Origin of the sequence: Streptomyces sp. NPDC057486 (genome assembly GCF_042802415.1) — a bacterium.
Taxonomy (GTDB): Bacteria; Actinomycetota; Actinomycetes; order Streptomycetales; family Streptomycetaceae; genus Streptomyces; species Streptomyces yanii.
On sequence record NZ_JBHVEE010000017.1, the window covers coordinates 1 to 12,141 of the forward strand.

Here is a 12,141-nt window from a genome sequence, read left to right on the forward strand (position 1 = left end):
TTGCTGGTGAGCCCACCCCGGGAGCGGCCCAGTTCGGCGGCCCGCAGTCGGGCCCTGTGGCGTCGGCGCACGGCACGGCGCTGTTCCCGCTCGGGGTCCCCGCTGTCCGCGGACCCGTCTCCTACGGGGTCGTTTTGCCCCTTTGCTGCAGCCCCTTTTCCTCCGTCACAGCCTTCTCCAGGTCGTCAAGGAGCTCCGGGTCGACCACCATGCCCGCAGCGTGGTGATGCGCACGGGCAACGGTCGAGTCCACGCTGACCAGGCTGAGATCGACGTCGTCGCGGGCCGCCGCCTCGGCGATCATCCCGTCCATGAGTGCCTGGAAGACCCCGTCACGCGCCCACATCCGGAACCGGTCGTAGACCGTCGACCAGGAGCCGTAGCTTTCCGGCACATCCCGCCAGGGGCTGCCGGTACGGAATCGCCACATCACCGCGTTGAAGTAGCTGCGCAAGTCAGGGATCGGCCCGGACACCCCCAGCGGGAGGTACGGCTCGACCAACTCCCATTCACCATCGGTCAAATCACCACGAGTCACGTGACCGGTCTATCGGACTCAACCGGCCACCGGGGCCACGTTGACTCATCCGTGATCCGGACTCAGAACAGGCCCTAGTATGGCCGAGGGTACAAAAGACTAGGTGAGCCTACGTCGCGGCGTTGTTGCGTCTCTGTCGCTGGGGCACACTAGCTTGATCCACTTTCGAAACGCACCTTAGACGCCCGGACCGGGCCGCAGGTTTTCCTTCAGTGGGAGCTGTAGAGCCTGGCCAGTTCGTGGAACGCGACTTTCGGCTCCCAGCCGTCCCCGATCGCCTTGACCACGCCGAAGCTGGCCATGTCCAAGTCGTAGCGCGCGTCGGATGAGTGGGGCTTCGGCGCGATGAACTCGAACACGTATGCCCCGTAGACCCTCTCGGCCGCGAAGAGCTCCAGTTGTTGTGACAGATAATCCGCCTGTACCTGCTCATTGCGGGTGAATGATCCTGCCAGTCTGGGGGGATTGGCCGTCCAGTCGATGATGCCGTAACCGGCCGGGCCCATCTCGGCGGCGCCGTCAAAGGAGCAGCAGCCGAACTCGGTGATCACTATGGGCTTGCCGTGTTGGTGGAATCGCCGGAGGTTGGTGGCGTAGTCGGCGTCGTTGTAGGCCATCCGGTAGTAATTCAGCCCCACCATGTCGAAGCCGTCCCAGTCCACCTTCTCCCACAGACCTGCTCCGTAGGTCAGGTGGCCGCCGAAGTGCGCCCGGGCCACATCAAGAGCGCGTCCGAGTAGGTCGTTCAGCTTCTCGTTGAACTCCGGTAAACGCGGCCACCACTGTGGGTCGGCCAGCTTGGCGGACCGGTCCGCGTGAGTGCCGCCGGGGATGATTCCGGAGCCGAAGACCGTCAGCTCGCAGCCAACATTGAGGGCGACCCTGCCGTACTGCTCCCGCAGTTCTTCGGCGGCCGTGGCGGCTGCAGCGAGGTGTTGCAGCATCGCGTCCGGCTCGGCATCAATGAGTCGGGGCTGCAGGCTGACGTGCAACCCCAGGTCGAGGGCGGCACCGGCGGTCTCGGTCAGCCGCCTGATGTCGGTGCCGAAGAGGTTGACCGAGGTGCAGTTCAGATCGTTTCGGATGACCGCCATGTGTTGACGGATCAGGTCGCTGGGCAGGGGCTTGCGTGACAGGCCGCTTTCAGCGTAGTTGGTGCCGGTGTCGTAGTTGATGCCTTTCCAGACCAGAGCTGTCGTGTCATCTCGCATGCTCGGAGCTTAGACCGGTCAGCTCCAAAGGGATCGGCCGCGCGCATAGGCCGAGGGCGTCCAACGTCACTGTGTGAAGACGGAGTTGGTCACCCTCGCGACCGCACTCCATGTGAAGACCGACGACCTGTTGAGGGCGTCTCTGCATCTCGCGCCATGGTGGACGGCCGTGGGGATCGCCTCGTAGCTCAACGACGTTGAGCTGGTCACACTGGCGATGATGCAGGCCATGCTGGGCTTCACCTTTGAGGCCAGGTGGTTTCGCCACGCCCGTTCCCGCCTGCAGCATCTCTTCCCGTGCTTACCCAAGCAGTCCGGCTACAACAAGCGGCTGCGCAAGAGCGCCGACCTGCTTGGCCGGGTCACCCGCCTGCTGGCCACCGACACTGACGTGTGCACTTGCGCTGTGACCAGCGTCCGAGGGTCTAACACCGCAGCCGGACTGGCTGATCTCGGCCCCCACCGCATCGAGGGAGAGGCCGAGGACATCGGCGATCACCGCGATGGTTGGGAAAGCAGGGGGGCTACTCGTCCCGACTCGATCTTCCTGAGTGTCTCCGGTGAGACTCGTGCGTCGAGCGCGATCTCGAGCATCGAGCGTTCTCCTCGGGCCCGACGCAGGAGGGCGCCGAGGCGCTCTCGGCGTGCGACCTCTGTGGGAGTGAGCGGCAGTCCCCATTTTAATACCGGTATAGTATGGCCGGTATAGTTATTGGTTCCATGAGGAAGGCAGTGCATGATCGAGATCCTGAACCCCACCATGCTGACCCGGGCAAAAGACACAGGCGCCCTGGTCGCAGACATCCTGCATGCACTGAAGGGCCGTAGCGCAGTCGGCACGAACCTCCTGGATATCGACCGGTGGGCCAAGACCATGATCGCCGAGGCGGGGGCGCTGTCCTGCTACGTCGACTACGCGCCATCCTTCGGACGCGGCCCGTTCGGCCACTACATCTGCACGGCCGTCAACGACGCCGTGCTCCACGGGCGGCCCTACGACTACACGCTCGCCGACGGCGATCTGCTCACACTCGATCTTGCCGTCTCCAAGCGCGGAGTCGCTGCAGACGCCGCCATCAGTTTCATCGTGGGCGACGCGCAGCCCCCGGAGAGCGTCGCGATGATCAGCGCAACCGAACGTGCACTGGCCGCAGGGATCGCCGCCGCCGGCCCCGGAGCTCGCATCGGCGACATCTCCCATGCCATCGGCGCCGTCCTCAGCCAGGCCGGATACGCGATCAACACCGAGTTCGGAGGGCATGGCATCGGATCAACGATGCACCAGGACCCGCACGTTGCGAACTCCGGACGGCCTGGCCGTGGATACAAACTGCGCCCCGGGCTGCTGCTGGCACTGGAGCCGTGGATCATGGCGGACACCGCCGAACTCGTCACCGACGCCGACGGGTGGACGCTCCGAAGTGCGACGGGCTGCCGGACGGCACACAGTGAGCACACGATCGCCATCACCGAGGACGGAGCCGAAATTCTCACGTTGCCGAACAGGGGGTTGAGGGACATCCGTGCCGGATCGTGCGCCAAGGATCTGTCGTCCCTGGTGGACGGCTGACGGCCCGTCGGCGGGCGGAGGGGGTGAGGACGTCCCGCGGATAGCACCCCAATATCCGCGGCGCCGGTAACGCTGAGCTGCGGCACCACCGAGCCGAGACCGGGTGAAGCGGTCCCGTCATCTGCGGCAAGGCCCTTGGTGTCGGTTCTCGGTCTGTCGTTCCTCGACCCCCGCGGCCCAGCTCGCAAGCACGCGCCTTATATCCATGTGTGCGACTGATTTTCTAAATATGCCATATATGACATATACGCCATATGTGGCAATATGGTGTATATGGGATTTGGTGCTGAAGGCAGGCGAGAGGAGTACATCATGATCGCCAAGCTGCTCGGCAAGCTGTCCTTCACCCGCCACTACGGTGCGTACGGGGAACACGACTGGGGTGTGTAGGGCGGCGACGATTGGAGCTGACCGTACTGCCGGCGGGTGCCCCGGGCGCCCGCCGGCTCCCGGCCGAGCTGCCGACGACATCGGCCTGGACAGGTACGAGAGTCAGGGGCGATCTCATGGGCCGAATGAACGAGCCGCCGCGGTTGCCCGAAGGCAGCTTCGCGGCCTGGAGCCGCGACCGGCTGGCACTGGCGCGCCGTGGCGCTGACGAGTGCGGGGACGTCTGGCAGCTGGAGCCGGGTGTCTACGTAGCCGCTGCGGCCGGGCCGTGTGAAGAAGTCCTGCGCCGCGCGCAGGACTTCCCCAAGGTACCCTCGCCTCTCTTCCCGCCGTTGAAGCGGTCGAGCGGAGCAGGGACGTCCGAGGAGCGTTCGCATGCTCACGCCGCCCGCATGCGCGGACTGCGCCCGCAGGCGGTTGCAGCCCGGATCGGTGAGATAGCGCCCGGGACCGCTCGATTTGTTGACCAATGGCCCACGGGCCAGGACGTCGAGATTCTGCCCCCGGTCCGGCATGCCCTGGCGGAGGTCGGCGTGCGCTACCTCTTCTCCGAAGACGCTCCCACCCTGCTGCCCTTTGCCTCACAGCTCTTCGTGGCCCGGGAGGTGCTCGTACGCCCCTCGCGCTGGGTATGGCCGCGCTGGGTCCCCACACCGGCACGGCGGTTCCGCACACGGCAGCAAGTCGCCTTCACCAACGCTTTGCGGCCCATCGTCCGCCGGCGCCGTTCATCGGGCCGGCTCGGTGACGACGTGCTGGGGGAGATGCTCCGGCCCTCCTCCCGCTACGGCCTCCTGCCGGAAGAGGCCATCCTCGACACTCTCCCCGGAATCACCATCGCCACCTTCGAGACACCGTCCCGGGCAGCCGGATGGATCCTGCTCCACCTGGCCCGGTACCCCCAGGCAGCGGACCGCATCGCGGCCGAAGCCGCCTTGCTGCCCGCGGACCCGGCCGCGACCACCAGCACCCACCTCGACTGCCTGCAATACACCCAGGCACTGGTACGCGAGGTGCTCCGACTGCACCCCCCGAGCTGGCTACTGACCCGGCGCGCCCCGCGACGGACTCAGCTCGCCGGCTACACCATCGACGCCGGGTCCACCGTTCTCGTCTGCCCCTACACCGCCCACCGCGACACACGGGAACACTCCGAGCCGGAGCAGTTCCACCCCGAGCGCTGGCTCGATGATCCGGGCTCGCCGGCGAAACCCGGGGTCTTCCTGTCCTTCGGCACCGGGCCGCACGGCTGCGAGGGAGCCGCTCTGGCCATGGCGATGATGACGCTCCTGACTGCGCAGACCGCCCGCTGCTACCACTTGAGCGAGCCGCCCGGACCGGAACCCAGCTACCGGGTCACCACCTTCGAAGGCCTCACAACCGCCGGCCTGCGCCTGCGCGCCACCATGCGCAGCTGAGGGCACTCCTGCGTTCAGAGACAGGCCGCGACCAGGACCGTCAGGTCGGCGCCGCCGTTTCCCGATCGTACGAAGGACCGGAATCAACCCGCCAACAAGGTAAGGAGCGCTCCACTTGGCAAGCGAGCGGTCGACTGGGCGGGCTGTGCGCTCACTGCTGGCACATCAGATCCGATATCACGGCAGGCGACAGGGACGGGTTGGCTGCTGCTGCTTCCACTACCTGCCAGTCCGCGTCGGCGAGCAACTCTGCGATGACCGGTGGCGGGAGTGCTGGATGGCCGGCGGCTATCGGTCTCGCTCGTTTGTCCGCCAGGCAGACGAGCAGGGCTGAGGCCGTCGCCCGGCGATGCCGGGCAACCTCGCGGAATACCTTCTGCACCGCTGGCTGGTGCCGGACCAGGTCCTCCAGCAGTGCCGGGGGCGCGTCCGGGTTGGTCGCCACCTTGGCCAGGACCCGGACACCGTGTCGGTCGACCATGGCGCGCAACTGTGCTTCGGTGAGGCCCGGGTGCGGAGCGAGGGACTTGACCACCTTCGCGTCGGGGTCGTCGGCCAGCCGGTCGCGGATCTCGGGTGGCAAATCGCGTCGTTGGGCCACGAGCATGCGGGCAGCCGGGTCCGTTGACTTGGCCAGCTCTTCGACCTCGGCGGGAGAGGAGGCAGAAATACGGGGCAGAAGAGTCGTGCCTATCTTGGCAGTTCGGGCCAGGTGGGTGAGCACGTCGAGTGGTACACGGGGATGGTGCGCAAGCCTGCGGCGCACGTCGGGGTCATGGTCGTCGGCCAGCGCACGGATCAGGGCATCGTCGATCGCGGGATTTTCCGCAAGGTCGGCGCGGACACCGGGAGTGGGGTCCGAGGCGAGCCGCGCGCACGCCTGCGGGGGCAGGTCCCGGCGGGCGGCGAGCGCCCAGCGCAAGAGCATCGACGGATGGTCCGCGAAGCCGGCCACGGCTTCGATGGGGGTGGCAGGGTTAAGGAGCGCCTCCCTCCGCATGTCATGGACGGTGGACTCGTGGGAGCCGTCGCAGGAGGCGCCCGGCGGCAGATCGCAGTCGAGCCGTAGGCACTGCGGATCGTGAACGAAGGGGGTCTTCTCGCGGTCACAGACCAGACAGCGTCGCGTCGCAGGCAGCCCTTCCCCGGTCACCAATGCTGCCAGTACGGCTGGAGGTGTCGCCTCGTTGCCCGCCACCGCGCGGCGGACCTCGGCGTGCGGATGCCCCGCGAGCCTCGCGGCCACGTCCCGGGTGGTCCACCAGGCGAGCGCGGCCACGACGTGTACGTCCGGGTCCGCCGCGAGCGTGTCCACCACGTCGGACGGGAGGCCGGGGCAGGCTGCCAGCTTCTCCCGGCGCTCACGGACCGGATCCGCCGCAAGGAGACGCGCCCACTCCGGGCGGCCGACACCTTGGTCGAGCAGGGCGAGGGCGGCATCGGGCCAGACAGAGGCATCGATGTCGACGGCGGTCAGACGACCCTTGTACGCGAGCTGCGCCGCGCTCTCGTCGACGCGCTCGGCCAACGCGACCGCCTGAGCACGGCTGAGGTCTGCGCGACAGGCGAGGCTCGTGGCGATATCGTCGTCCGCAATGGATATCAGCCGGTCGACCAGCTCGGACGACAGGGCTGGGTTGGCGGCGAGCCCGCACAGGATGTGATGCACAGAGGCATCCTGCCCGGAACGTGAATGATGAGTTCGGGATTTTTTGCTGTCAACGAGTTGTCGGTGGGGCGCCCGGACACGTGCTTGGCGCGGTACCTGGCGAATCGGTGAAGCCGCTGCGCACCGGCGTCCAGATGCGGCCGATGCCCACCCCTTACGGTCGGCATGTGGTCATCCATGGCGTCCTTCCCCTCCCCGCGCCCTGACCGGCTCCGACCGGAAGAAGGCCCAGCTGCACGGGCGTTGCCAGTAGCTGGTGCCACCGTCCGGCCGAACTGCTGTCAAAGTGCTGATGGGGCCGGCCTTCGCCCCACATTTCGGCCGGGCTCTGCGGCGTCTGGGTCAGTCTGTCCGTGGGTGCGATGCCCGGCGCTCTCTTCGAGGAATTTCTGAAGCAGCTCGCGAAGGACGACGGGTTGTTCCAGGTGCAGGTCGTGTCCCGTCCCGGGAATGCTGACGGCCGACGTCTGCGGTCGGCGGGCGAGCATGGCACGGATCTCTTCGGGCGGGATGATGCCGGACTGCGCCAGCACGACCAAGGTCGGGCACGTGATGCGCGCCCACTCGTCCCAGAAGGAACGCCGGGCGTTTTCCGCCAGGGAAGCGACCATCACGTCCCGGTCGAAGCGGGGCCACCACCCGTCGCCGCGTTCCTCCAGACCTGCGGCCCAGCCTTCACCGACCGGCCCACCGCCATGGAACGCGACAGCGGCTTCACGAGAGGGGAACGGCATGGGCCAGGAGTCGAGCCACCCACCGATCTCCTCCTGGACCTTCGGATTCGGGCCTCCTGGGCCGGCTTCGACAAGGGCGATCGCGCCGATGAGGTCGGGGTGCCCGGCGGCTGTGAGCAAGGCGGTGTGACCGCCCAGCGATTGGCCGACCAGGGCAGGCTGGTGCAGTTCGAGCTGATGAATCACGGCGACGACGTCACCGACGTACGCAGCCCGGGAGACATCGCGCGGGTGGCGTTCACTGGCGCCGTGGCCGCGCTGGTCGACGGCGATGACCCGGTGACGGGTACTCAGGGCCTGAGCGACGGTGTCCCATTCGCCTGCGTGCCCTGCCAATCCGTGCAACAGGAGGACGGGCGTTCCTGCTCCCGGTGCGAGCCATTCTCGGCAGGAGATTCGGACACCGTCGCGTACCACGGTGCGCTCGGTCCAGGTCAAGCCGGGTTCTCCAGTCGGTGGGCGCGATCGGTGAGATGGCGGCGCTCGGGGGCACTGGTGGTGCGGCGAGCGGCCTCACGATAGGAACGTACAGCGGCCTCCCGTTCGCCCAGCAGCTCCAGCAGGTGGGCACGTGTGGCGAGCAGCCGGTGGTGACGAGTCAGGCGTTTGTCGGTCTCCAGCTCCGCCAGCAGGTCGAGGCCGGCGGTCGGGCCGTGGACCATGGCCACGGCGACGGCGCGGTTGAGGCTGACCATCGGGTTCGGTCCGAACTGCTGCAGGAGGTCGTACAGGGCGAGAATCTGGGGCCAGTCGGTGGCGTCGGTGTTCCCGGCCTCGTCGTGCACGGCCGCGATGGCCGCCTGCAGTTGGTAAGGGCCGACCTGGCCGCAGGGCAAGGTCCGGCTGATCAGACCGACGCCCTCGGCGATGAGCCGGCGGTCCCACCGGCTGCGGTCCTGTTCGGCCAGTGGCACCAGTTCCCCGGACAGGCCGGTGCGGGCTGGGCGGCGAGCGTCGGTCAGCAGCATCAGCGCGAGGAGGCCGGCGGTCTCGGTGTCGTTGGGCACCAGGCGGTGCAGCATCCGGGTGAGTCGGATTGCCTCGGTGGACAGTTCCGGCGCGGTCAGGTCGGCGCTGCCGGTGGTGGTGTAGCCCTCGTTGAAGACGAGGTAGAGCACATGCCGAACCTCTGCCAGCCGCTCGGCGAAGTCGACCCCTTCCGGCATGGCCAGTACGGTGCCGGACGCCTTGATGGTCTGCTTGGCGCGACTGATGCGTTGGGCCATGGTCGCCTCGGGGACCAGGAAGGCCACGGCGATCTGCGTTGTGGTCAGGCCGCCGACCGCGCGCAGAGTCAGCGCGATCCGGCTGGCCGGGGACAGCGCGGGGTGGCAGCACAGGAACAGCAGAGCCAGCGAGTCGTCCCGGTCCGTGGAGGGCACGGCGTTGGCGGCATGGCTCAGCAGCTCGGCTTGCGGGGTGGCCAGGGCGAGGGCGTCCTCGCGGCGGCGCCGCGCGCTCTCGCTGCGGAACTCGTCGACCAGCTTGCGGCCAGCGACGGTGACCAGCCAGCCCCGGGGGTTGTCCGGCACTCCCGTCTCCGGCCACTGCAGGGCGGCGGCCAGCAATGCTTCCTGGACCGCGTCCTCGCACGCGTCGAACATGCCGTAGCGGCGTACGAGCGCGCCGAGGACCTGCGGCGCCAGCTCGCGCAGCAGGTCCTCGGCGTCATGGCGCACGGCGGTCACATGTCCGCCGCGGACTCGTGCAGCACCGGCCACAGCTCTACCGGCTCCACATCGGCGAACGGCATGTTCGCGGCGATCTCCTGCGCCCGCTCCAGACTGTCGCAGTCCAGCATGTAGAAGCTGGCGATGTACTCCTTGGTCTCCAGGTACGGGCCGTCGGTGACCGCCGGGGCGCTGTCCTTGCGGCGCACGAGCTGGGCGTTGGCCGCATCCGCCAGGCCGTAGGCGCCCAGCAGTTCACCGCTTTCGCGGTACTTCTTGTTGAACGCCTCCTGCTTGGCGATCGCCTCCGGCCACGCCTCGGCCGGGAAGGAGTCCCACTTGGCCTGGTTGCCGTAGATCATCGCGACGTACTTCATCTTGGGTGACCTCCCCATACCGCGCGCCCCGCTGGCGCGCTGTTACCCCTTGGTCGGAGCGGGAGACGGGCCCTCGACATCCGACGACAACCTTCTTCGAGATTTTTCACTCCGCCGTTGACCGACCCATGCACGGGAGCGACGCAAGCGATCAACCTACAACCTGGCTCTGCGCTGACGCTGGCCCCGGGCCCCGAGTGGGCGAGGGCATCCGTCGTGCAGAACTCCCGCTGGAACCCACCGCCTCTGAGAGCTTTCCTCGCCCGGCAGACAGGCACCACGGAAGAGCTCATCAGCCGCCGTCAAGACGCAAGCCGAGGACGCTTCTCCGCCTTGCGATGCACCGCATCTGACGCCGCGCGCTGATCCACCAGGGATTACGGGACAGCCCTGAGTGCCGTGTCAGGCAACGTTCGCCCGGTATTCGATGTGGGATATCTTCCTCGTCCATGGGCGAGTTGATAATGATCAGGCATGGTGAGACCGAATGGAGCCGGACGGGCCAGCACGGCGGCCGCACCGATCTTGCGCTGACGGACGCGGGCGTGGCCGCGGCCAAGGCGCTCGCCCCGAAGCTGGTCGGCCGCGACCTGGTCGCCGTATTCAGCAGTCCCCTGAGTCGCGCGCTGCGGACCGCCGAGTTGGCGGGCCTGTCCGGCGTCACGCCCGATGCGGACCTGGTCGAGTGGGACTACGGCGGCTATGAGGGCCTGACTGCGGCGCAGATCCAGCAGATGCGGCCGGGCTGGGATCTGTGGCGCGACGGCGTCGTCCCCGGCGACGCCGACCATCCGGGCGAACAGCTCCATCAGGTGGCCGCGCGCACGGACGCGGTGCTGGAGCGGGTGCGGCCGATGCTGAACGATGGTGACGTCGCGATCGTGGCCCACGGTCACCTGCAGCGTGTTCTCACCTCGCGCTGGCTCGGCCTGGACCCGTCAGCCAGCCGACTGTTCGGCCACCCGCATCCAGGCACCATCAGCATTCTGGGCCTGGAGCACGAGCAGCCGGTCGTGCTCGCCTGGAGCCTGCCGTAGCGGCTGGCGCGTCAGACGACATTCGCTCTGGCGATGACCTTGCGGTCAAGGCGACGGATCTGCTCCCGCCCGAGGCCGAGCGGCAGGCCGCTGGCGGGCCACTCGTCGATGATCTTCCATGCGAGATCGAGGGCCTGCTGAATCCCGCGGTCCTGACGACGGGCGAGCAGGTCGAGGCGGTGCTGGGCTTGGCGGACCTCGGGCAGAGAGACGAGCGGGATGTCGTGCGTGGAGCGGATCCGACGTTCGTGACGCGGGCAGAGGTGCAGGTGTGCGGGCGCGCGGACGATCACGATGGTGGCCGATGGGGGGCGGCGGGCCGTGCAGCATCGGCAGAGCCGACCGATCACGTGTTCCGGCCGGGGCAAGGCATGTTGAGGATCGAGGAAGTCGGCTGGCGCGGTAAGCGCCCTGGCGAGTCGGGCCGCCGGGCGCTTGAGCAGGCTCGACACCGACCAGCCCCGGGCCCATCGGCACCTCCGGCCCTCGCGTATGTGCCGCAACCGACCCTGACAGGAGCGATGAGAACGCGATCGACGACGTTACGACCTGGGGAGCGAGCCTCGGGACATGCTGGGCCGCTGGCTCAGTGGGCGGGTAGGTCTGGGATCCTTCTCCTCATGAGCACACCGCCAGATGGATTGCCTGTCTATCGAGTCTTGACCGGACCGGACGACGCCACGTTCTGCCGGCGTGTGAGCGAAGCGATCGGTCTTGGCTACGAACTGCACGAAGGCCCGGCCATCACCTTCAACGGTGAGAGTGTCATCGTCGCCCAGGCGCTGATCTGGTCGGCACAGTCGTAGGGACTGTGCGAGTAACGGTGGGCGATCGGCCGTGACGTGAGAACGGCCGTACAGATTGTGTGAGTTGTGACGCTTACCTGGGCCCATGCGGCCTGTTCCCATGCTGCCCTGTCCGGGTTCTCCCGTGCACGCTTCGGCGAGTCGCTCGAAAGCCCACGATTGCGCTCCGGGCGGGCGGTCAGGCGTTGCTGTGGTTACTGGCGGTTTTGATGAAGTCGCCGGGCTTGTACCGGCGGTCGAAGAAGGCCTGTTCGGGTCCGTACCAGCGGATGAGGGCGAACCAGCCGCGGCCGGGGACGGTGCGGATCCAGTTCTCGGCGCCTGCCAGGCGTTCGGGGCCGATGTGGAGGGTGATCGACTCGTCGGGGTTGAGGGCGATGTCGTCCATGCCGTTGAGGGAGGAATAGGTCTGGCCCTGGGCATCGACTTGGGCGGCGGTCTCGGCGTCGTAGAGGGTGAGGGACCAGAAGAGTCGGGCCGGCGGGTCGGCGGGCAGGTCGATGCGGTAGGTGTGCTCGCCAGTGAGCAGGTCGCCGTCGTGGTCGCGGTAGGCGCCCGCGAACTTGGCGCCGAAGCCGACGATGGAGCTGATCATGCCGGTGCTCATGGAGTAGTGGTTGACGAACATGTGCGCTTTGGCGTTCACGTCGGTGTGGCCGGTGGCGCGGTCGCGAAACTCCTCGTCCAGCAGGGTGTGCCAGAAGTCGTCCTGGGCGGACAT

At 67.7% G+C, this 12,141-nt stretch carries 12 protein-coding genes and 1 pseudogene; 4 read left to right on the forward strand and 9 right to left on the reverse strand.

What is annotated here, in order from left to right; translation table 11 throughout:
- Nucleotides 1-121: 121 nt before the first annotated feature.
- The 3 genes and pseudogenes from ACFU6I_RS10950 to ACFU6I_RS10960 form a co-directional block, all read right to left on the reverse strand.
- Nucleotides 122-523 carry a transposase gene (locus ACFU6I_RS10950; protein ID WP_384363866.1) on the reverse strand — a complete coding sequence of 134 codons (402 nt, stop codon included), beginning with the start codon at nt 521-523 and terminating at the stop codon, nt 122-124.
- Nucleotides 524-747: 224 nt separating this feature from the next.
- Nucleotides 748-1,749 carry an abortive infection protein gene (locus tag ACFU6I_RS10955; protein ID WP_384363868.1) on the reverse strand — a complete coding sequence of 334 codons (1,002 nt, stop codon included), beginning with the start codon at nt 1,747-1,749 and terminating at the stop codon, nt 748-750.
- 439 nt (nt 1,750-2,188) lie between these two features.
- Nucleotides 2,189-2,421: pseudogene (locus ACFU6I_RS10960) on the reverse strand (helix-turn-helix domain-containing protein); the annotation flags it as partial.
- A gap of 64 nt (nt 2,422-2,485) precedes the next feature.
- On the opposite strand from ACFU6I_RS10960, the gene map reads away from it, so the two are divergent.
- Nucleotides 2,486-3,319: a type I methionyl aminopeptidase gene (gene map, locus ACFU6I_RS10965; protein ID WP_384363870.1), complete on the forward strand. Its 834-nt coding sequence runs from the start codon at nt 2,486-2,488 to the stop codon at nt 3,317-3,319.
- A gap of 515 nt (nt 3,320-3,834) precedes the next feature.
- Nucleotides 3,835-5,127 (forward strand): cytochrome P450, encoded by a 1,293-nt coding sequence (locus ACFU6I_RS10970; protein ID WP_384363872.1) that lies wholly within the window; start codon nt 3,835-3,837, stop codon nt 5,125-5,127.
- Nucleotides 5,128-5,278: 151 nt separating this feature from the next.
- Here the strand turns inward: ACFU6I_RS10970 and ACFU6I_RS10975 are convergent, their stop codons facing one another.
- From ACFU6I_RS10975 to ACFU6I_RS10990, 4 genes are all read right to left on the reverse strand, one after another.
- On the reverse strand, nt 5,279-6,796 hold the full coding sequence (locus ACFU6I_RS10975; RefSeq protein ID WP_384363874.1) for a hypothetical protein: 1,518 nt from the start codon (nt 6,794-6,796) through the stop codon (nt 5,279-5,281).
- A 281-nt stretch (nt 6,797-7,077) separates the two neighbouring features.
- Entirely contained in the window at nt 7,078-7,968 is an 891-nt protein-coding gene (locus ACFU6I_RS10980) for an alpha/beta fold hydrolase (RefSeq protein WP_384363876.1), read from the reverse strand.
- The gene (locus tag ACFU6I_RS10985) at nt 7,965-9,209 is read right to left on the reverse strand and encodes an RNA polymerase sigma factor (protein WP_384363878.1); all 1,245 of its coding nucleotides are present in this window, start codon (nt 9,207-9,209) and stop codon (nt 7,965-7,967) included. The genes ACFU6I_RS10980 and ACFU6I_RS10985 overlap by 4 nt, the downstream gene beginning before the upstream one ends.
- Before the next feature lie 5 nt (nt 9,210-9,214).
- A complete protein-coding gene (locus ACFU6I_RS10990) occupies nt 9,215-9,577 on the reverse strand; it encodes a YciI family protein (RefSeq protein ID WP_384363880.1) in 363 nt (120 codons plus the stop codon).
- A 449-nt stretch (nt 9,578-10,026) separates the two neighbouring features.
- Between ACFU6I_RS10990 and ACFU6I_RS10995 the strand changes: the two genes are divergently transcribed.
- Complete coding sequence (locus ACFU6I_RS10995; protein WP_384363882.1) at nt 10,027-10,614, forward strand: histidine phosphatase family protein; 588 nt, start codon at nt 10,027-10,029, stop codon at nt 10,612-10,614.
- A gap of 11 nt (nt 10,615-10,625) precedes the next feature.
- Here ACFU6I_RS10995 and ACFU6I_RS11000 read toward each other — a convergent pair whose 3' ends face one another.
- Nucleotides 10,626-11,066, reverse strand: a complete 441-nt coding sequence (locus tag ACFU6I_RS11000; protein WP_384363884.1) for a hypothetical protein — start codon at nt 11,064-11,066, stop codon at nt 10,626-10,628.
- 168 nt (nt 11,067-11,234) lie between these two features.
- Between ACFU6I_RS11000 and ACFU6I_RS11005 the strand changes: the two genes are divergently transcribed.
- Nucleotides 11,235-11,420: a DUF1737 domain-containing protein gene (locus ACFU6I_RS11005; protein ID WP_384363886.1), complete on the forward strand. Its 186-nt coding sequence runs from the start codon at nt 11,235-11,237 to the stop codon at nt 11,418-11,420.
- A 178-nt stretch (nt 11,421-11,598) separates the two neighbouring features.
- Here ACFU6I_RS11005 and ACFU6I_RS11010 read toward each other — a convergent pair whose 3' ends face one another.
- Nucleotides 11,599-12,141 (reverse strand): DUF1214 domain-containing protein, encoded by a 543-nt coding sequence (locus ACFU6I_RS11010; protein ID WP_384363888.1) that lies wholly within the window; start codon nt 12,139-12,141, stop codon nt 11,599-11,601.